The organism is Christiangramia oceanisediminis, assembly GCF_022570735.2.
Classification (GTDB): domain Bacteria; phylum Bacteroidota; class Bacteroidia; order Flavobacteriales; family Flavobacteriaceae; genus Christiangramia; species Christiangramia oceanisediminis.
Map to the genome: position 1 here is coordinate 1,529,998 of NZ_JANCNS010000001.1, position 20,691 is coordinate 1,550,688.

Genomic DNA, 20,691 nt, shown 5'->3' on the forward strand with positions numbered 1-20,691 from the left:
ATGTTTGAGCATTTTTTTCAGTGTCCGTATTGCTGGGAAGAGATATCAGTGTTGCTGGATCCTTCGGTTTCCAGGCAAACCTATGTGGAAGATTGTGAAGTTTGCTGCCGGCCTATCGAATTCCAGGTAGCCTTCGAAAATGGGGAGCTTGTGGAATTCCAGTCTTCAGATATAGGGCAGTAAAAAATTCGCCGGGTCCAATAGATTTATTCTTTAAATTTATTCCTCATCCTACACAAAAAATATGTTAGCAAGTTTCGAACTGGCCGGGCATGTGATTGGTTTGATCATCAACCGGGATCTTACCGGTGAAACCGTTGATGAGATAATCGCTGAATGCGACAAAAAGATCAGGAACTTTGATTCCCTAAACATCTTTATAGAATTAGAGAGAGGACATGAAGTTACTTTAAAAGGTCTGCTGAAAGGCATAAATTATAAATATTCTAATTCCGATTATTTCGATAAAATAGCGATCGTGACAGATAGCAGAAGTTTTCAAATAGCTGTAGATCTGAGCGATACCTTTCTTGATGTGGAAACACGCACCTATGAGCTGAAAGACCGGCTGGAAGCCCTTCAATGGATCTCCTTATAATTTTTCAAAAAAAGTTTGGTGTAATCCTAAAAATGATAGTATATTTGCCGTCCAATATCGCGGGATAGAGCAGTAGGTAGCTCGTCGGGCTCATAACCCGAAGGTCACTGGTTCGAGTCCAGTTCCCGCTACACAGATAAAAAGCCACTTGTAAGAGTGGCTTTTTTGTTTTCTGTACTTTCCAAATCCTTTGCTATACCTCCGCTTCCAGAAATAAACCTATTAATTTATAGGATTTGATTGTGTGCTGTGGGTTTGCCCTTTCTTTTAGCTCGTACTTTAACCGCGGGTTGAGTAACATTGGTTACTTCAATCGAAGGTATGAATGCCTAATTTCGCAGGCATATATGAACCCTTAAAACACCTGTAATTCTCGTTTTAGTTTTGTTGGCAGGTATAGGTTGCCAGGGCAAAGTGAAGACTACACTATCAAGAAAACAAACACATAAGCACCTTAATCTTTTCCATTTAACTATGAAAAATTCAGTGATACTGGCATTATTTATTCTTAACTTTTTTGTTGTCGCAAAGGCACAGAAATTAGAGCATATAAATGCTGCAAATTCCAGGCATTCAGCTATTAAAGGATTGCGTATCGCTGCAGTAATAGGCCATACCTACATTAATAGCGAAGGGATGGATGGTAATTTATATATTCCATCCTGGGGATTGGATATAGACTACTGGTTCAGCCATAAGTGGGGTATAGGAATGCATAATGACATTGAAATAGAAAATTTTGTGGTGGTACGAAATAATGAAGAGCAAATAGAACGTGCAAATCCACTTGTTTTTACCCTGGATGCACTTTATCATTTAGGCAACGGATTTGTTATAAGTATCGGTCCAGGTGTAGAAATAGAAAAAAAAGAGTCCTTTTTATTGGCTCGCCTTGGTTTAGAGTATGAGTATGATATTGGTGAAAAGGTTTATATTTTCCCGACCCTATTTTACGATCAACGTTTTGACGGATTCAGCACAACTACCATCGGATTTGGTTTGGGGTATAAGTTGTAATTCGTAAAGCTTATGGATTACCTCACCAATATTACTCGACTATAGATCAATGTTTCATTTGCTTGTGAATTTAATTTCACTTCCAAAAGGTTGAATTATCTGGTGTTTTCCTTAAATGTTAAAGTTTCCATCCATATTTAATTTTAGACCTAAACGTTTGGTTTTAGTGTTTTATATCCCTTGATTTGCGGGCTTAAACCTAATTAATACCTCAATTTTTAAGATGAAAAAATTTCTTACACTTAGCCTCTTGGCTATGATTGCCCTAGTGGGTTGTTCATCAGATGATGATCCTGGAAATCCCGAAGCTTCAAATTTTCTAATTGGTACCTGGGAGTCCAGAGAAAGCTACATTGGAGATGAAGTTTACGATGATGTAGATGGTGAATTCGTTTACACTTTTACTGAAGATATGGTTTCTTCAGAACAAAACGGTGAATTGGTAGGTGAGTATGAATACGACTACGATCCTGAAACAACCATGCTTAGTTTTGATGGAACATCGGTGATGGTTGATAAGATCGGTGATGATGAGTTGATCATGCATAATGGCTCTGAAATAGACTATCAGGGTCAGCTGGTAGTTCGTATCGATTAATCTAATAATTCTGTAACTAAAAAAAGCCACTCCGCGGAGTGGCTTCCTGTCAAAAAGAGATACTGTTATTCTGTAGGGAGAAGAACCGTATCTATAACATGTATAACACCATTACTTGCAGCAATATTTGCGGTTACTATATTGGCCTCACTGCCAATTGCGTCAATAGTCAAATCTGGATAAACATAAAATGAAGATCCCAAAAGAGTTTCTATTTCTCTCGAATTTCTTTTTGGTACCACACTATTGCTGAACCTTCTACCGTCAGTGACATGATATAATAATACATCGGTAAGAATTGCCTTGGTATCCTCGTCTATGTTTTCATAGTCAAAATCAGAACCCAAAACTGCGTCAAAGGCTTCATCGGTTGGAGCAAAAACAGTGTAGTTATCTTCTCCAGCAAAAACTCCGGCAAGGTCTGTAGCTACAAGTGCTGCCAGTAATTTGGTGAACTGTGGATTTTCTTCTTCGCTAGCAGAGGCTATAACGATTTCAGCTATGGTAGCATCCCCCTGCTGAGAGGCCGGTGAAGGATTGGCCATTTCGGAAGCCTTCGCGCTGGCATCAGCGGTAGTGACATTTTCTGAAAGGTTTTCCTTTTCACATGAGGCGAAAATAAAAATAAAAGCTAAAAAGCTTAATTTAAAAAGTGTTGTTGAAATTTTCATTGTAGTTATAATTTTTTGATTACTAGGTAAATATACCACCTCGCTGTAAATTGTTTAATTAAATTAACAAAAGATTAAACAAATATATTTGAGTTTGCTTTTTATCTGCTGAATTCGATACTTGTCTTATATTGTAAATTGTGACATAAAAATTATTAAGACCAGCTTATGTGGAAATTAAATAGAATTGTTATAGTCCTTGTATTTGTAAGTATGGGCCTGGCCCAGGCTCAGGATCAAAATATTAAAGCTTTGACTGGGGCTACTATCTACGATGGCAATGGAAACCAGATCACCAACGGCACTATTATCATTGGAAACGGAAAGATTGGTGAAATCGGGGAAAATGTGCAAATACCTGCCGGAGCTGAAAAAATTGATGTTTCCGGAAAATATATCATGCCTGGAATGGTAGATGCACATGTTCATTTTTTCCAGACCGGATTTTTCGATTCCAGACCAGATGCGGCAGATCTCAGGGATAGTATTCCACTCGAATCGGTGGTGGATTACCAGAGAACGAATCCAGACAGGTATTACCCGGCCTATATTGGTTCTGGCATTACGGCTGTCTATGATGTGGGAGATTATCTCTGGACGCTCAATCTTCAGAAAAATAATGATCAAATCCCCGATGCGCCTCATGTTGCTACCGCTGGCCCGCTAATCACACCGGCTCCTAAGGAACGAATTCAGATTTTTGATGTGGAAGGCGACCAAACTTTCGTTCACCTGGATTCAGAAGAAACCGGGAGAAAAGCGGTGCGTAAAAACTCGAATGCCGGAACCACCGGGATCAAGATCTGGGGTTTCCAGCCAGATGATCCTCAATTCATGAAGAATATCGAGGCTGTTGCCGATGAGATCGAAAAGCAGGATAATAAGATGATCGCCCATGCCACCAGTCTCCGGGAAGCGAAGCTGGCATTGGAACTCGGTGCAAAATTGCTGGTTCATAGTGTGGAGGATACAATCGTAGACCAGGAATTTCTTGAGTTGCTCAACAGGAATCAGGCTCTTTATAATCCTACCATGATCGTTTCAAGAGGCTACTACAATACCTATAATGCACTGCTGGGAGAAGAATTCGAGATCGATGACCCCAAAGGCCTGGTGGATTCAAAAACGAGAAACGTTTTGCAGAATGCTGCCGATTTTCAGAAATATCGCGACAGCGCTTCACTGGCCAGGTTGAAAAATGCATTACCCTCAATGGACAAAAGAATGAGCGGGACTTCTGAGATCATGAAGACCAATCTTAAAAAGGTATACGATTCCGGAGCAAAGATCGTAGTGGGAACCGATGCCGGAAATCCGGGTACTTTACACGGGATATCCTATATAAAGGAGCTGGAAGCCATGCAGGATGCCGGTATCCCTGCGAGGGACCTTATTATAATGGCTACCAGGAATGGTGCGATTGCTATGGAAAGGCTTAGTGACTTTGGAACCCTGGAGGCAGGAAAAGTTGCAGATCTACTTATACTTTCAGAAGATCCTGCCGAGGATATTAGCCATGTTAAGAGCCTTGAAATGGTCATGCGTAAGGGAGAATTTTATCAGGATTAGCCGGATGCCTTAATTAACTGTATTTCATAAGTTTATGTTTCTGTAAATTTGGATTGAACACATATTTTGGGCTATTGAGTTAATCTCAAATCCTAATTTGATCTATATTGCGAAACAATTTTCTATTAAGAAAGTATAAAGGGGATTCGATAGTGTAGGGCATTCGATCCCCTTTTTTAACACCACGAAAAAGATTAATTAACAGCACCTTATAAGGTCTGTGTATTAATTTACAGTAGCTTCCAGAAAATTTGTTTTTGATGGAGAATCTTGAAATTGTTGGTGGAATAACTATTATTATCGTTGCATTGATAATTCTGTACCTGGTACGTCGAAATCGCCGAAAAATGTAAACCTTAATCTTCTCAATCCTCGGCTCAAATAATCCAAAAACCCTGCATTTTGTAGGTATCTTAACTAAGTCTCCTTTTAATTTGTCCTAAATTAGATTCTCATCCTGGAATATGGCCATGGAAATCGATATCATCGAATTTTTTTTCAAAAGTGGTGCTGCCTGTCTTTCCGGCTTGTTTATGGGCCTTGAAAGACAGATGAAGGGCAAGCCGGCCGGCTTAAAGACCAATATGCTGGTAGCTCTGGGTGCCTGTGCTTTTGTAATTCTATCTTCCCTTTTTATTTCTGAAGAAAGTACCGATATGACCAGGATTATTGGTCAGGTGGTTGTTGGAGTTGGTTTTCTTGGTGCCGGAGTGATTTTGCACGGAGAAGATAACAGGAAAGTGGAAGGCCTGGCCACCGCGGCGACTATCTGGTGTAGTGCTGCAGCGGGTTGCTTTGCAGGTTTTGCTCTTTACGTGCCATTGCTTGTATTCACAAGTTTTGTGCTCATTATAAATCTCATTTTTGGGTACCTGAACACACAGGTAAAAAATCATGCAAAACAGGAAGAAGATGAATAAAAAGACTTAAAATTTATATGAACAGAACAGAAGATTATGCAGCTGAGGAAATTGGACTAAGCATTCCGGTGAAAATAAGTTTTCCGGTACTAAATGATTTGCTCAGGAAAAAGCTGATTGGTGAAATTATTAGCAAGGATAACTCGGAAGCATCGGGCTCTAATTATGCCCAGGTCTTGGATGCCTCGATTTACAGTTCAGAAAAGGAAGGTTTTGACCTGTGCCTGGAACTGGATCTTCAAACCCTTACTTCCTTCTTCAAAAACCGAAGGCTGAAGATATTTTTTCACGCAGCAGTTGAACTTGATATAGCCGAACAACAGGTATATCTAAAAGATTACAAGGCTGAAGGCCAGACCAAGAACTGGCTTGCAGATAAATTTCTCCAGACCCTGGTGAACAGCTGGATGTACGATAAGCTGAAAAAAAAGATGAGCCTGGACCTGATGCCTAAGATCAGGGAACAATTACTCGAAATCAATGATAAACTAATCAATAAATTGGAGGTCAAAGATGGAGTGTTTATGGAAGGTGAGGTACAGGATCTTGCCGTTACCGCTTTGCAAATGAATGATGAGGCCATATTCATTAGTTTTTCAACTACAGGAAAAATAATGGTCGAGCTAAAAAAAATACCAACCTGATCTTGGTTTCCGGCCAAACCTGATAATTATCATATTTTGGTTGAAGCCCTGAAAATACATTTGAGGTCCTAAACAAACCATAAATGCAGGCTTCAAAGTTCGTGAGTAAATATAATGTTCCTGGGCCCAGGTATACGAGTTATCCAACAGTGCCGTACTGGGTTGAAGAATCCTTCTCCTCAAGGAAATGGGTGCATACCCTGAAGAAGAGCTATAATGAGAGCAATTCCCGGGAGGGGATCAGTCTTTATATTCACCTGCCTTTTTGTGAAAGCCTCTGTACTTTTTGTGGCTGCAACAAGCGCATTACCAAAAATCACGAGGTAGAAATCCCTTATCTCAAATCGGTTTTGAAGGAATGGAAGCTGTATTGCGAAATTTTTGATGAAAGACCGGTGGTCAGGGAACTTCACCTGGGTGGTGGAACTCCCACATTTTTTTCTGCCGAAAACTTGAAATTGCTAATGGACGGTATCTTTAATCGTGCTAAAAGATCCCCGGAAGCCGAATTGAGTTTCGAAGGTCACCCGAACAATACTAGCCTGGAACATTTAAAAACACTTGCAGATTTAGGTTTTACCCGTGTGAGCTACGGAGTTCAGGATTATAACCCTAAAGTTCAGATGGCGATCCACAGGATCCAGCCTTTTAAAAATGTGAAGGCCGCTACCGAAAATGCCCGGCAGGCAGGATTTAATTCAGTAGGGCATGACATCATCTTCGGGCTCCCATTTCAGACCAAAGAAGATATTATTCACAGCATTGAAAGGACTACCCAATTAATGCCAGACAGGATCGCATTTTACAGTTATGCCCATGTTCCGTGGATAAAAGGTAACGGTCAGCGCGGTTTTAAGGAAGAAGATCTTCCCACTGCTGAAGAAAAACGAGAACAATACGAAACCGGAAGGGAATTGCTGCTGGAAGCCGGTTATGTTGAAATAGGAATGGATCATTTCGCCCTTAAAAAAGATTCGCTTTATAAAGCGATCGGGAATAACAGCCTTCACCGCAATTTTATGGGGTATACCTCTTCCAAAACACAGGCGATGATTGGCCTGGGGGTTTCGGCTATCAGTGACAGCTGGTACGGGTTTGCTCAAAATGTGAAGGGAGTTGAAGAATATCAGCATTTGGTGGAAAATAATATACTGCCGGTCTTTAGGGGTCATATTCTTAACAGGGAAGACCTGGTCATTCGCCGTCATATCCTTAACCTGATGTGTAAACTGCAAACTTCGTGGTTTACCTTGAATTATTGTTTTGAAGAATTACCAGATGTGATCTCACAGTTAGAGGAATTAAAACGAGATGGGCTGGTAGAGATTGAATCCAGAAATATTAAGGTGACTCAGGAGGGCCGTGCATTTATTAGAAATGTATGTATGGCCTTTGATCTTCGAATGAGACGAAAAAAACCGGATACCCAATTATTTTCCATGTGTATTTAATTTGACTTGAGAAATCGTAAATTCATCTTTCAAATCAAGGCTAATGGAATTGAATACCTTTATAGATCATACCCTGCTCGCAGCAACTGCAACAAAAAAGGAAATCAAAAACCTTTGCGAAGAAGCAATCAAATATCAATTCTATGCGGTTTGTGTGAACAGCAGCCGCATGAAACTGGCTGCTGAATTCCTTAAGAATTCTAATGTTAAACTTGCTGCAACCATAGGATTTCCGCTGGGTGCATCGTCGCTGGAATCTAAACTGGTGGAGGCCGATGCAGCCATTTCCCAGGGTGCTAACGAGATCGATATGGTTATGAATCTGGGTCTTTTCAAGGATGGAGAATTTGAAATGGTCCAGCAGGAGATCACGGCCATCAAAACCGCGATTGGTAAAAATGTATTGAAAGTGATCATCGAAACGGCTTACCTGGATAATTCAGAGATTGCCAAAGCCAGCGAAATAGTCATGAATGCAGGAGCCGACTTTGTAAAAACCTCTACCGGTTTTGGAAGTAGAGGCGCGAGCCTGGAAGATGTTCAGATCATGAAAAAGGTGGTTGGAGATCGGGTAAAGATCAAGGCTTCAGGCGGGATTCGCGATGCTGAAACTGCCAGGAAATACATTGATCTTGGAGTATCCAGGATTGGAACTTCCTCGGGAATAAAAATAATTTCGGTAAACAGCCAATAATGAGTTTACATATAAAAGCTAAAAAAGGTGAGATTGCAGAAAATGTATTGCTTCCGGGTGATCCGTTAAGGGCCAGGTGGATCGCGGAAACCTTTCTGCAGGATAGTGAGTGTTATAACGATATTCGTGGAATGCTGGGCTATACCGGCATATTTGAGGGAAAAAGAATATCGGTACAGGGTACCGGCATGGGTATTCCATCGGCCATGATCTATACTCATGAACTTATTAAGGAATACGGTGTCAAAAAATTGATACGTGTTGGCAGCGCAGGTGCGTTTAAGCCAGACCTGGAATTGATGGATATCGTCATAGCAATGTCCGCCTCCACCAATTCTTCCTTAAATAGGGAGCGTTTCAGGGGAGCCGATTTTGCTCCAACGGCCAGCTTTGATTTGTTGATAAAGGCGACCGATTTTGCCAGGAATAATAATATCGCCTTTCACGCAGGAAATATATTGTCATCAGATGTCTTCTATGATGAGGATCCCGATTATTATAAAAAATGGGCGAAATATGGCGTGCTTTGTGCCGAAATGGAAACTGCCGGGATCTATACCCTTGCCGCAAGATTCGGGGTGGAGGCCTTGTCCATTTTGACTATTTCAGATTCCCTGGTTAGCAAGGAGGAAATCTCTGCTGAAATGCGTGAGAGAAAGATGCACGAAATGGTGAAGATCGCCCTGAACTCTTTTTAGGATCATTCTTTAGGATTGAACTCGATCTCTTCCAGGTTGAATTTTCCGTAGACAAAATCTTCCTCGGGCAGGTTCCAGGTTGCTTCGCCATAGGTTGGAAGATGATATCCTCCAAAATCCTTATAAGTTCCTACCGGGGTTGAGAACATACATTTTTTATTGGTATTAACATCAAATCGGTCATTTGAATAGAAATCCAGCAGTCTGCCGGAATCATCGAATTTGAGCATGGCGCTGACTGATCGGCCCTGATGGCTATAAACTACCTTAACGCTGTCTTTTCCGGTTTGTTCCAGCTGAAATTGTTCATCTATCAAAGCCGCTGGTGCAAAAAGACAAATATCGTTGAGGTAGGTCACCATTTCAGACACCAGGAGTTCTTCGGTTTGTAAGGAAACTACCTTAAAAAGTGAAAATGCCTTTATGCACATTTTGGCCGTTTTCCCGGTATAGCTATGATATCCTTTGGTAGGAATTCCCATATAGATCGCTTTCATAAAAAAATGTCTGGACGGCGTTGAGATGGTGTTGAATTGCTGGGATCTAAATGGGAACCAGCCTTTTCCCTTTTCTCTCATTTCACCCGTAAACCTGATGCTAAGGATTTCTACTTTTGGTCTTCCCACAAAACCACATTGGGTGATGTAATGTTGAACAAGTTCCGGAAGATGTGCAATATCTTCCGGAGTAAGCATTTTAGTCTTTTTTTGATAGGTCTTAATTGCCCTGATGCGCTCATTTTGATAAGCATTTTGAAATTGCCACCCGGCAATGGTAACAATGGATACCAGTAAAATGATCAAATTGATGAAACTTCCTAAAAAAATAAGTTCTCCGTTGATTATGATCAAAACCTGGGATGCGATCACCGCAGTTATAGCCAGCAGTGTCCAGACAGGTTTCTTCAGCAGGAAAAATAGAGAAGTAACCATCAAAAGCAGGACGGCCAGCCACCAAAGGTAGGTTTGATTGGAATTGATAAAAGTTTGGCTATTGGTGATCCAGCCACTTGCCTTTCCTAATCCAATAAGATGTATCAGCAAATGAAGGAAAAGAAGTATGGCAAAGACTGTTCTCATCATCTATTGGTGCTGATTTTAAAAGTGAAGGGCAATTTGCTGGTAATTAGGAGATCCTAAAGGTCATCACCGGAATATCACTATGATTCGCGATGTCTTCCCCTACACTTCCGAAAAAGAAGTGAGCAATTCCCTTTCGGCCATGAGTGGGGATCACTATCATGTCCATTTTATGCTTATTGCAATAATTAAAGACGCCGCTCTCTACGGTATAATCATCATAGTAAACGATCCTGTTTTTGGACTCTTTTTCTTCCCACCCAAGATTTTTAGTGTATTTCGCAGCTTTATTCTGCATTTCCCGCGTACTCATGAACTTTTCAGGAACATTGATGAAAAGCAGTTTTAACTTTACATCAAATGATTGAAAGAAATCCTGCGCTCTTATAAATGCGTCCAGGGAATCTTCCTCAAGATCGGTTACGAAAACGGCTTTTTTTATGCTGCTGTCTTCAACTTCATTTTTGATTACTAAAACCGGCGTAGATGAAGTTCTAACCACTTTCTCGGTATTGGAACCAACGAATACTTCCTTTACACCTGAAACCCCATGCGACCCCATAATGATCAGGTCTGCAGCATATTCCTTTGCAACTTCTTCCAACTGGCTAAAAACCTTGTGGTCCTTAACCGCCTGTGTAACACTAATTCCTTCCAGGTAATCTTTATCGAGAAATTCCTGAAATCGCTGTTTGGTTAATTTTAAATAGTACATGGCGTTAAAGACTTCCTGCTTTTCATCTTTGGTTAAATGGGTTTCAGGTAGCCCCATCATATGTACCACAACAATTTTGGCATCGTGATTTTTTGCCAGGTCCGCGGCATACTTAAGCGCATATTCAGAGTGAGCTGAAAAATCTACAGGTACGAGTATGGTTTTCATGATTTTTGATTTTAGTTACAAACTGCCATTTGGCGATCACGGGTATTCTCAGGTTTTAAGTTCTAGTTTTAAAACTAGAGAGTCCTATTTATTTTTTAGTAAATCTAGCATCAAGTTATTGATAATAATATGATAAACATCAGCTATATTGATATTTACAGACAGTTTTTGGGGAATTTTTAAGAATGATTTCCTGGCAGTTTCTGTAAATTATAAGTATGAAAAGCACAGGGATCATATTATTGATAGTAACAACCTTTATTTTGGTATTACTTACTGTCCTGGTAGGCCTGGGTGTTGACTTTGCTCCGCTTTTCCTGCTCATGTGTGCAGGGCAGTTGCTATTGATCATCAGCGTTTACAAGATACTTACCGATAAATATACCACCAGCAAAACCTTCGACGATTTTTACGAAGATCATACTCCCGAAAATTTTTGATTTCCCTGCCGTTTTTTATTTTCTTGAACTCTAATTGCCGGGCTTTCTTTAAACTTTGCTAAAAAATCTTAATTTTAGTGCTGGAACAGCCGGGGATTAATTTTAAACCGAAGGCCTAAAATCTAAAATTTCAGAATTTGCAAAATTTCCTGGGTAACAGAGATATCTTCAACGTCCTTTTTCAGGCTGCTTCAGAAGGCATAATCGTGGTGAATTCCAAACAGATCGTAGTGGCTGCCAATCGCGCTGCCGAAGAGATGTTCGGTTATAAGGAAGGTGAGCTGGAAGATAACCATCTCGATATACTTATTCCGAAGGAATACCATCACCGCCATCATGGCCATTTCGAACATTTTATTGAAAATACCGAAAAAAGGCAGATGGGTCACGGTCGTGACCTTTATGGGGTAAAAAAGGACGGAACCCGTTTCCCGGTGGAAGCAGGGCTAAATCCCTTTCAGTTAGACGGGGAAGATTATGTGATGTCGCTGGTAATAGACATCACCATTAGAAAGGAAACCCAGCAACAGATCAGGGAGCTGAACACCCAGCTGGAAGAAAAGATCAGGGCCCGCACCAGGGAATTAAGCGAAACGGTCGAAGAATTACAGAAACTAAATCTTAACCTCGAAAAAGAGGTAAAACGCCGAACAGAAGCCGAGAGAAAGATAAAGGATGCACTTCAGAAGGAAAAAGAGCTGAACGAATTAAAAACCAAATTCCTTAGCCTGGTTTCCCATGAATTCAAGACTCCGCTTAGCGGAATCCTGACTTCGGCAACTCTTACAGAGAAATATACTCAGGAAGAACAACAACCCAAGCGGGAAAAGCACCTGGTTACTATCCGTAATAAGGTTCATTATTTAAATAATATTCTGAACGATTTTCTTTCGATAGAACGACTGGATTCCGGGAAAGGCCAGTATAAATTCACCGATTTCAGCCTGAAACGACTCATAAATGAAGTGGTTTATAATGCCAATATCACCTTGAAAGACGGGCAGGAGCTTATTTATCCCAAAGAGATTGATGAGCTGATGCTGTTTCAGGATGAAAAGATCCTCGAACTCATCCTTTCCAATCTCCTTGGAAATGCGATAAAATATTCACCTGAAAATACTATTATAAGGTTTGATCTTAAAATAGAAGGGGATGATATTGTTTTTGAGGTGCAGGACCAGGGAAGGGGAATTCCGAAAAAAGATCAGAAACATATATTCGAGAGGTATTTCCGGGCCGAGAATGCGCTGCTGGACCAGGGAACAGGTATTGGGCTCAATATCGCCAAGGCTCACCTGGAAAACCTGCATGGTGCTATTTCTTTTGAAAGTGAGGAGCACCAGGGTACGACCTTCAGGGTGCGGGTCCCGGTAAAAGCCAAAGCTTAAATAATTGATCGTATGAAGAAAGTATTGCTCATAGAAGACGATGTGACGGTTCGTGAAAATACCGCTGAACTCCTTGAATTATCGGGTTACGAAGTTGTGACAGCCCACAATGGCAAAAGCGGGATCGAAAAAGCAAAAAAGGAAGTCCCTGAGATAATCGTTTGTGATATCATGATGCCCGAGGTTGATGGGTACGGGGTATTGCAGCAATTGAGCAAAACGCCAGAAACGGCCAATATTCCGTTTATATTCCTTTCGGCCAAGACCGAGCATAAAGATATTCGAAGAGGAATGGACCTGGGTGCCGATGATTACCTCACCAAGCCTTTCGAGGAGGAAGACCTTTTGAGCGCGCTGGAAAGCAGGCTTGCCAAGGTCGAGATCCTGAAGTCCCATAATCAAAAGAATGGTATTGCAACGGCAACTGCTGAGGGAGACCTGAAGAGCCTGGATGATCTTAGGGAACTGTTCCGGGATTTTGAACTGCAGGAATTTAAAAAAGGGGAAACCATCTATGAAAAAGGTAAGAAATCGAATTTCTTTTACCTGGTAAAACGAGGGGTGGTAAAGGCCCATCGTATGGATAACCAGGGTAAGGAACTTATTACCGAATTATATAAAGACGATGACTTCTTCGGAAACCACGCCAGCGATCCGCAATCTTCCTACGAGGACTATGCGACTGCCATGGAAGATTCACAATTATACGCGGTTTCCAGGGAAGAATTTCATCGTATCCTTGCGAATAATCCCAGGATCACGCTTCAGCTTGTTGAGGTTTTAAATCATAACCTTTCAGAATTGAAGAAACAATTGATGGATATGGCTTACGGGTCTGTCCGGAAGAAAACGGCCAGCACCATTCTTCTTTTTGCTGAACGCATCAAAAAACATCCGCTCAAAAGCATCAGGATTTCGCGTGCCGATCTGGCCGGGGTTGCCGGGATGGCTCCAGAAAGTTTGATAAGAACACTTTCCGAATTCAAAAAAGAAGGCCTTATCGAGATCGAGGGCAGGAACATTAAACTGCTTGATCCCGAGTCGCTTAAAAACATCAGGTAAACTTCACAAATTTTAATTAATAAGGAAAGACTGATTTTAGTCATTTTTCTTGCTGAAGGCTTCACTTAATTTCGCTTGTATTAAGTGATGACCTATGAATGTTTTAATCCTTACCGATTTTTCGGAGGTTTCAGAAAATGCTGGCAGGTATGCAGTAGATTTTTTGCGGAAAAAGGCCGCGAATTTCTACCTGCTTAATATTCATGATTTCAATTTTAGCCGATCTGCAGCGACCCAACTGGAAGATGAATTGGTTTACACCCTCAAGAAATTACAATCGGGCATTGGTGACCTGGAACAGTATTCCGGAAATCCGGAACATAAATTTGCCACGGTACTTTCTTCAGATAACCTGATCAATGCAGTTAGAAAGCCGCTCGACGAAAAAAAGATCGAAATGATCTTTATAGGTGCCGCCAGCCAGGAAGTTCACCAGCATCCGCTGCTGGGAGACCATGCCTACGAGGTGATCAGGAAAATAAGATGCAATATCATGGCCGTGCCAGGGGAGAGCGTCTTCAAAGAGGTTGAAAATTTTGTGCTGCCGGTAGATTATTCCATGATCTCCCGGGAAAAAGCATTTCAACAAATGGAACGTGCCGAATTCATCGATAAAGGCAGGCTTACCGTGATAGAGCTCGATGAAGGATATAGGGTGAACACTACAAAAGAAATGGCCTGGCCATACCTGGCCGAAAGCGCTAAGGGTAATGCCCCCGGATATTCCAGCCAGAAAGATTCAAAATTGTTTAGCGAAGACCTGTTGATGGAAATCCAGGACAAATTCGATATGATCGTGATCCTGGGCAAGAACCTGGGGGTTTGCGATCACTTTCTTCATGCGAATTACGGGCTGTGTTCAACGGTTCACAATGTACTCCCCATCCTGGTGATCCATGAGTATGAATGATATGGAAAATTCAACCTGTTTCCATTGCGGCGACACCTGTAAGGACGAAGCCATACTTTTTGCCGAAAAGAACTTCTGTTGTTCAGGATGTAAAACAGTTTATGAGATCCTGAATTCCAGCGATCTTTCCTATTACTATGAACTGGAAGAATCACCGGGTATTTCCCCGAAATTCAGTGCCGATAAATTCGATTTTCTTGATAATGCTGAAATAAAGGAGCGCCTGCTGGAATTTAATGACGATAAATTACAGATCGTTTCCTTTACCATCCCTTCCATTCATTGCAGTTCCTGTATCTGGATACTTGAAAACCTGAATAAACTGCACGGGGGTATAAAAAGTTCGCAGGTAGATTTTCCCAGGAAGAAAATAAGGATAAGTTTTCTAGGGGAAGACCTTAGCCTGAAAGACCTTGTCATTCTGCTGTCCCGTGTAGGATATGAACCTTATATTTCACTAGAAAATTTTGAAAAGGAAGAGAAGACCTCCAGCCCAGACAGGCAATTGGTCTATAAACTGGGAGTGGCCGGATTTGCCTTTGGGAACATCATGTTTTTGTCTTTTCCCGAATATTTCGAAATGAACGAATTCTGGCTGGAGCGTTTTAAGCATGTGTTTCGATGGCTTATGTTCGCGTTCTCGCTTCCGGTGGTCTTTTATTCTGCGACAGATTATTTTGTTTCGGCTTATAAAGGCTTGCGCTCAGGAATTCTGAATATCGATGTGCCAATCGCCCTTGGGATCGCTGTGCTGTTTCTTCGAAGTACCGCTGAAATTATCCTCGATATTGGAACAGGCTTTTTTGATTCCTTAAGCGGACTTTTATTCTTCCTGCTTCTGGGTAGATTCTTTCAGCAAAAGACCTATTCTTTCCTGTCTTTTGAAAGGGATTATAAATCCTATTTTCCAATAGCTGTTACCCGCCTAACTGGCGACAAAAACCATCCTGAAGAGCAGGTTCCGGTTTATAAGATTGAAAAAGGTGACCGGGTGATCATTCGAAACGAAGAATTGATCCCTATGGACTGTATCCTTATCAACGGTGCTGCCCGAATAGATTACAGCTTTGTTACCGGTGAGGCAGAAGCTGTGCAAAAGAAAAGCGGAGATAAGCTGTTTGCTGGCGGAAGGCAGCAGGGCGGAATCATAGAAGTAGAAGCTCTTAAACCTGTTCAGCAATCCTACCTTACTGAATTATGGAGTGATGAAGTCTTTAAAAAGGATAAGGCCAGTGAATTCCAGAATCTAACGAACCAGATAAGCCGGCGTTTCACCTTCGGGGTTTTGAGTATAGCGATAATCGCTACCATTTTCTGGATGTTCCTGGATCCCTCTAAAGCATGGAATGTATTTACGGCGGTGCTTATCATAGCCTGTCCCTGTGCGATCGCACTGGCAGCCCCGTTCACCTTGGGTAACCTGTTGCGTATCCTGGGTAAGAATCAGTTCTATTTAAAGGATGCCGGTGTGATCGAGCAATTAGATAAGATCGATACCGTGGTTTTTGATAAGACCGGAACCATCACCACCAGCAAACGGGACAGCATCTATTACGAGGGAATGGAGCTAAGCGAGGAGGAATTGCAATTGCTCGGCGGAAGTCTTCGTGCGTCGAATCACCCGCTTAGCCGGTCGCTGTATGAGATCTTAAAGAAGAACCAGATCACGGTTCCCGAGCATTTCGAGGAACTCACCGGAAAAGGTCTTCAAACATCCCATCATACTATGAATCTCAAACTGGGTTCTGAAGACTTCGTGAAAAAGAACTCATCTTTTCATGATACAGCCTTGATCGAAAAGGAACATAAGAATACTTCGGTTCACCTGAGTTTCAACGATAGTTATAAGGGATGTTTCAATTTTCAGAATTCCTATAGAGAAGGGCTTTCGGAAGTTTTTAGCAGGCTTGTTGAAAAAAAGGAACTCATCATCCTTTCCGGAGATAATTCAGGGGAAAAACAGAAGCTGGAAAGTATGCTTCCAGCCGGAACCCGCATGGTCTTTAACCAGAGTCCCGGGGATAAACTTCAGTTTATAAGTGAACTTCAAAAACAGGGAAAAAAGGTGCTCATGGTTGGCGACGGACTTAATGATGCCGGGGCACTCGCACAGAGCAATGTAGGGATCGCAATTTCAGAAGACATCAATGTTTTTTCCCCGGCCTGTGACGGGATCATGGATGCCAGTCGCTTCTTCCAGCTGCCAGATTTCCTGGAACTGTCTTCCAGGGCGATCTCAGTGATCAAATGGAGCTTCGTTCTTTCGCTTTGCTATAACCTGGTAGGACTCGCATTCGCGGTTTCAGGAAACCTGATGCCTGTGGTCGCGGCAATTCTAATGCCGCTGAGTTCCATAAGCATTGTGGTGTTCACAACCCTGGCTACCCAGCTGCTTGGAAAGAAAATTCAGAGATAAATCCCAAAGCTGATAATTGTCATTTTTTAGCAGGGGCCCTCAAAATACTTTTACAGTCAAATTAACAGTATGGATATCATTTACCTTCTGCTTGGCATCAGTGTGCTGGTTGCCATCGCTTTCTTCACAGCCTTTATAATCTCGGTAAGGAAAGGGCAATATGATGATGTCTATACCCCCTCGGTTAGAATGCTTTTCGAGGATGAACTGGTTAAGACCAAATCAGAAAAGAATCAATCTCTCAATAAAGTGAAATCAAGTTAATTATGGAAGTACAGCAATTTTATTACGATAATAAGATCGTAAAGAAATTTATCATTGCCACTATGTTCTGGGGCATTATCGGGATGAGCGTAGGGCTGCTTCTCGCATTTATGTTCATTTTCCCCAATATTACCGATGGTATTTCGTGGCTGAGTTTTGGCAGGTTGCGACCCCTGCACACCAACGCGGTGATCTTCGCATTTGTAGGGAATGCGATCTTTGCCGGGGTTTATTATTCTACCCAGCGGTTATTGAAAGCGAGGATGTGGAGCGATGCCCTGAGCAATATCAACTTCTGGGGCTGGCAGCTTATTATCGTGGGCGCCGCAATTACCCTGCCCCTGGGTTATACCACTTCAAAAGAGTATGCCGAGCTGGAATGGCCTTTTGATATTGCCATTGCGCTGGTATGGGTGGCATTTGGTGCCAATTTGATAGGAACCATGATCAAGAGAAGGCAGCGCCATTTGTATGTTGCCATCTGGTTCTACCTGGCGACCTTTGTTACCGTTGCCGTACTTCATATCGTAAATAATATCGAGATCCCGGTTGGAGCTCTAAAAAGTTATTCGTTCTACTCCGGGGTGCAGGATGCGCTGGTTCAATGGTGGTACGGGCATAATGCCGTGGCATTCTTCCTTACCACGCCATTTTTGGGGCTGATGTATTATTTCGTTCCGAAAGCAGCTAACAGGCCGGTCTATTCCTATAGATTGTCGATCATCCACTTCTGGTCGCTTATTTTCATATATATCTGGGCAGGTCCACACCATTTGCTATACACCGCCTTACCAGACTGGGCACAGAACCTTGGAGTTGCCTTTTCTGTGATGCTGCTGTTCCCTAGCTGGGGAGGGATGATAAACGGATTGTTAACCCTTCGCGGAGCCTGGGATAAGGTTCGGGTAGATCCTGTTTTGAAATTCATGGTAGTTGCGATCACCGGTTACGGGATGGCGACTTTTGAAGGCCCCATGCTTTCACTTAAGAATGTAAATGCCATTGCGCATTTTAGTGACTGGATCATCGCACATGTGCACGTAGGCGCACTTGCCTGGAACGGTTTCCTAACCTTCGGAATGGTTTACTGGCTGGTTCCAAGATTGTTTAAAACACAGCTATGGTCCATAAAACTTGCGAATACCCATTTCTGGATGGGCACCCTGGGGATCATCATTTATGCCCTGCCAATGTATGTGGCCGGATTCGTTCAGGCCTCTATGTGGAAGCAATTCAATCCAGACGGAACCCTTACCTATGGAAACTTCCTGGAAACCGTGACAGAGATCATCCCGATGTACTGGATGAGAGCCATTGGAGGAAGTCTTTACATTCTTGGTGCATTCGTAATGCTTTATAACATCGTGAAAACCGTTCGCCAGGGTAGCGAGGTGGAAGATGAACTTGCCGAAGCTGCCGCCTTACAGCCCGTTACCAGTAAAAGAACTGTTGGAGAGGCTTATCATAGCTGGCTGGAAAGAAGACCGGTAAAACTTACCATTTTCGCAACTATCGCGATCCTTATTGGTGGAATGGTCCAGATCATTCCTTCGCTGATGGTAGATGAATATGTACCGGTTATTTCCAGTGTAAAGCCATATACGCCGCTGGAACTGGAAGGAAGGGATATCTACATACGTGAAGGCTGTGTCTCCTGTCACTCTCAAATGGTGAGACCATTCCGAAGCGAAGTGGAGCGTTACGGTGAATATTCAAAAGCCGGGGAATACCGGTATGATTATCCATTCCTGTGGGGAAGTAAACGAACCGGGCCAGACCTTCACCGGGTAGGCCAGAAGTATTCAGATAACTGGCACCTGAACCATATGTACGATCCGCAAAGCACCTCTTCGGGCTCCATCATGCCTTCTTACAAATGGCTAATCCAGGATGAACTGGATAAATCGAAGACCGAAGATAAGATGCGTGCCATGCAAACACTTGGGGTTCCATACACCGAAGATGAAATAGCCAGGGCCCAGGAATGGATGGCAGAGCAGGGTACTCAAATAGAAAAAAACCTGTATTCCGATCCCGATTTCGTGAAAAGTTACGAGGCAGATAAGGTGTATGCTGAAGAAAACGGACTTGAATTCACCGAAATGCGAAACCGGGAGATCGTAGCCCTTATCGCTTACCTGCAGCGACTGGGAACCGATATTAAAGCCCAGGATTCTAGTGTAGAAGTAACAACTAATAATTAAATCCAGAGACCATGTTGAAATTCGTAAAAGGTCCGTTAGAAAGCATAGAAGGGGTAGCGATCTATCCCATTATTTCCCTTCTGATATTCTTCATATTCTTCACCGCACTTTTCTGGTGGGTGATAACTGCCAAAAAAGATTATATCAAAAATGTGAGCAGTATTCCGCTGGAGTTAGAAGATGAAGAAGTTCCTAATCTTTCAAAAACCGACCTGCCATGAGAAAACTATATTCAGTATTAAGAATTCTTTGCCTAACTGCATTGGCCGTTATAATCGCTGAAACCACCCTGGAAACAGGAGATAGCTCAAGTTTTGAAACCTATCCGGTTTTATGGCTCATTCTGGGAATTGCCATAGTCATTGCCATAGCGATTGAGGTATCGGTTGCTGCTCTTCAGAATACCCTGTATTACAGTATGAAGCCCGAGGCACGACAACGATATGATGAGACTATGGCCGCCAGGGAAGAGAATCGCTTTGCCTGGATTAAGGAGGCCTATGAAAAAATGCTCGATAAAAAACCTATCGAGAAGGAGGAGGAGATCATCCTTGATCATAATTATGATGGGATCAAAGAGCTTGATAATAACCTGCCGCCATGGTGGCTATACGGGTTTTATGCTTCTATCATTTTTGCCGGGATCTACCTGGCCAGGTACCACATCTTTGATGGGGCTTCTCAAAAGGAGGAGTATCTGGTTGAGGTTGCAGAAGCCAGGGCAGCCGTAGAGGAATATAAGAAAAATGCCCGTGGTCTTATCGATGCCAATACCGTTGAACTATTAACCGGCGTAGAGGATATCAATGCAGGGAAAGCCATTTTTAGCGGAAACTGTGCTGCATGCCATAAGATCGATGGAGGTGGTGGTATAGGTCCTAACCTTACCGATTCTTACTGGATCCTGGGTGGTGGAATAAAGAACGTTTTCAATACCATTTCAGAAGGAGGACGAGCAGGAAAAGGGATGGTTGCCTGGAAAACCGATCTGAAACCAGGTGAGATCGCACAGGTTGCGAGTTATGTTCTAAGTCTGCATAGTACAACTCCTGCCGACCCAAAGGAGCCTGAAGGTGAATTATGGGTAGACCCGGACGCCAGGGTTGATGAGGTAGAAGTTACCACTCCCGATTCTACTTCGGTTGAAGTGATGATGGATTACGAGGAGGAAAGCACAAATTAAGC

The 20,691-nt window shown here is 42.4% G+C and carries 22 protein-coding genes and 1 tRNA gene; 20 read left to right on the forward strand and 3 right to left on the reverse strand.

Annotated features, from left to right (window positions below; translation table 11 throughout):
- The 5 genes from MKO06_RS06805 (at position 1) to MKO06_RS06825 (ending at position 2,213) form a co-directional block, all read left to right on the forward strand.
- Positions 1-183 (forward strand): CPXCG motif-containing cysteine-rich protein, encoded by a 183-nt coding sequence (locus MKO06_RS06805; RefSeq protein WP_241550049.1) that lies wholly within the window; start codon positions 1-3, stop codon positions 181-183.
- Positions 184-244: 61 nt separating this feature from the next.
- A complete protein-coding gene (locus MKO06_RS06810; protein WP_241550051.1) occupies positions 245-598 on the forward strand; it encodes a SpoIIAA family protein in 354 nt (117 codons plus the stop codon).
- Between the two features lie 58 nt (positions 599-656).
- Positions 657-729: transfer RNA gene (locus tag MKO06_RS06815), tRNA-Met, on the forward strand.
- A gap of 343 nt (positions 730-1,072) precedes the next feature.
- Entirely contained in the window at positions 1,073-1,615 is a 543-nt protein-coding gene (locus tag MKO06_RS06820) for a hypothetical protein (RefSeq protein ID WP_241550053.1), read from the forward strand.
- Between the two features lie 223 nt (positions 1,616-1,838).
- Positions 1,839-2,213: a hypothetical protein gene (locus MKO06_RS06825; RefSeq protein ID WP_241550055.1), complete on the forward strand. Its 375-nt coding sequence runs from the start codon at positions 1,839-1,841 to the stop codon at positions 2,211-2,213.
- A 65-nt stretch (positions 2,214-2,278) separates the two neighbouring features.
- Here the strand turns inward: MKO06_RS06825 and MKO06_RS06830 are convergent, their stop codons facing one another.
- On the reverse strand, positions 2,279-2,884 hold the full coding sequence (locus MKO06_RS06830; protein ID WP_241550057.1) for a fasciclin domain-containing protein: 606 nt from the start codon (positions 2,882-2,884) through the stop codon (positions 2,279-2,281).
- A 168-nt stretch (positions 2,885-3,052) separates the two neighbouring features.
- Here MKO06_RS06830 and MKO06_RS06835 point away from each other — a divergent pair, with 168 nt between their 5' ends.
- The 6 genes from MKO06_RS06835 (at position 3,053) to deoD (ending at position 8,860) form a co-directional block, all read left to right on the forward strand.
- Positions 3,053-4,453, forward strand: a complete 1,401-nt coding sequence (locus MKO06_RS06835; RefSeq protein WP_241550067.1) for an amidohydrolase family protein — start codon at positions 3,053-3,055, stop codon at positions 4,451-4,453.
- A 464-nt stretch (positions 4,454-4,917) separates the two neighbouring features.
- Positions 4,918-5,373, forward strand: coding sequence for an MgtC/SapB family protein (locus MKO06_RS06840; RefSeq protein WP_341849950.1), 456 nt, complete (start codon positions 4,918-4,920; stop codon positions 5,371-5,373).
- Positions 5,374-5,390: 17 nt separating this feature from the next.
- Entirely contained in the window at positions 5,391-6,017 is a 627-nt protein-coding gene (locus tag MKO06_RS06845) for a DUF4403 family protein (RefSeq protein WP_241550069.1), read from the forward strand.
- An 83-nt stretch (positions 6,018-6,100) separates the two neighbouring features.
- Positions 6,101-7,468, forward strand: a complete 1,368-nt coding sequence (gene hemN, locus MKO06_RS06850; protein WP_241550070.1) for an oxygen-independent coproporphyrinogen III oxidase — start codon at positions 6,101-6,103, stop codon at positions 7,466-7,468.
- A 43-nt stretch (positions 7,469-7,511) separates the two neighbouring features.
- Positions 7,512-8,162, forward strand: coding sequence for a deoxyribose-phosphate aldolase (deoC, locus tag MKO06_RS06855; protein ID WP_241550072.1), 651 nt, complete (start codon positions 7,512-7,514; stop codon positions 8,160-8,162).
- Entirely contained in the window at positions 8,162-8,860 is a 699-nt protein-coding gene (gene deoD, locus MKO06_RS06860) for a purine-nucleoside phosphorylase (protein WP_241550073.1), read from the forward strand. The genes deoC and deoD overlap by 1 nt, the downstream gene beginning before the upstream one ends.
- Before the next feature lie 2 nt (positions 8,861-8,862).
- On the opposite strand, the gene MKO06_RS06865 is transcribed toward deoD, so the two are convergent.
- Positions 8,863-9,942 carry a DUF6544 family protein gene (locus MKO06_RS06865; protein ID WP_241550074.1) on the reverse strand — a complete coding sequence of 360 codons (1,080 nt, stop codon included), beginning with the start codon at positions 9,940-9,942 and terminating at the stop codon, positions 8,863-8,865.
- A 43-nt stretch (positions 9,943-9,985) separates the two neighbouring features.
- Positions 9,986-10,822, reverse strand: a complete 837-nt coding sequence (locus tag MKO06_RS06870; RefSeq protein WP_241550075.1) for a universal stress protein — start codon at positions 10,820-10,822, stop codon at positions 9,986-9,988.
- A gap of 218 nt (positions 10,823-11,040) precedes the next feature.
- Here MKO06_RS06870 and MKO06_RS06875 point away from each other — a divergent pair, with 218 nt between their 5' ends.
- From MKO06_RS06875 to MKO06_RS06915, 9 genes are all read left to right on the forward strand, one after another.
- Positions 11,041-11,262 carry a hypothetical protein gene (locus MKO06_RS06875; protein ID WP_241550076.1) on the forward strand — a complete coding sequence of 74 codons (222 nt, stop codon included), beginning with the start codon at positions 11,041-11,043 and terminating at the stop codon, positions 11,260-11,262.
- A 137-nt stretch (positions 11,263-11,399) separates the two neighbouring features.
- Positions 11,400-12,650, forward strand: a complete 1,251-nt coding sequence (locus MKO06_RS06880; RefSeq protein ID WP_241550077.1) for a PAS domain-containing sensor histidine kinase — start codon at positions 11,400-11,402, stop codon at positions 12,648-12,650.
- Positions 12,651-12,662: 12 nt separating this feature from the next.
- Positions 12,663-13,712: a response regulator gene (locus tag MKO06_RS06885; protein ID WP_241550078.1), complete on the forward strand. Its 1,050-nt coding sequence runs from the start codon at positions 12,663-12,665 to the stop codon at positions 13,710-13,712.
- A 94-nt stretch (positions 13,713-13,806) separates the two neighbouring features.
- Positions 13,807-14,622, forward strand: a complete 816-nt coding sequence (locus tag MKO06_RS06890) for a universal stress protein (RefSeq protein WP_241550079.1) — start codon at positions 13,807-13,809, stop codon at positions 14,620-14,622.
- Positions 14,609-17,038: a heavy metal translocating P-type ATPase gene (locus MKO06_RS06895; RefSeq protein ID WP_425248407.1), complete on the forward strand. Its 2,430-nt coding sequence runs from the start codon at positions 14,609-14,611 to the stop codon at positions 17,036-17,038. The genes MKO06_RS06890 and MKO06_RS06895 overlap by 14 nt, the downstream gene beginning before the upstream one ends.
- Positions 17,039-17,107: 69 nt before the next feature.
- The gene (gene ccoS, locus MKO06_RS06900) at positions 17,108-17,302 is read left to right on the forward strand and encodes a cbb3-type cytochrome oxidase assembly protein CcoS (protein WP_241550085.1); all 195 of its coding nucleotides are present in this window, start codon (positions 17,108-17,110) and stop codon (positions 17,300-17,302) included.
- Between the two features lie 2 nt (positions 17,303-17,304).
- A complete protein-coding gene (ccoN, locus tag MKO06_RS06905) occupies positions 17,305-19,506 on the forward strand; it encodes a cytochrome-c oxidase, cbb3-type subunit I (RefSeq protein ID WP_241550086.1) in 2,202 nt (733 codons plus the stop codon).
- An 11-nt stretch (positions 19,507-19,517) separates the two neighbouring features.
- A complete protein-coding gene (locus tag MKO06_RS06910) occupies positions 19,518-19,727 on the forward strand; it encodes a CcoQ/FixQ family Cbb3-type cytochrome c oxidase assembly chaperone (protein ID WP_241550087.1) in 210 nt (69 codons plus the stop codon).
- The gene (locus MKO06_RS06915) at positions 19,724-20,689 is read left to right on the forward strand and encodes a cbb3-type cytochrome c oxidase N-terminal domain-containing protein (RefSeq protein WP_241550088.1); all 966 of its coding nucleotides are present in this window, start codon (positions 19,724-19,726) and stop codon (positions 20,687-20,689) included. Before MKO06_RS06910 ends, MKO06_RS06915 begins: the two co-directional genes overlap by 4 nt.
- The last annotated feature ends 2 nt before the right edge of the window (positions 20,690-20,691 follow it).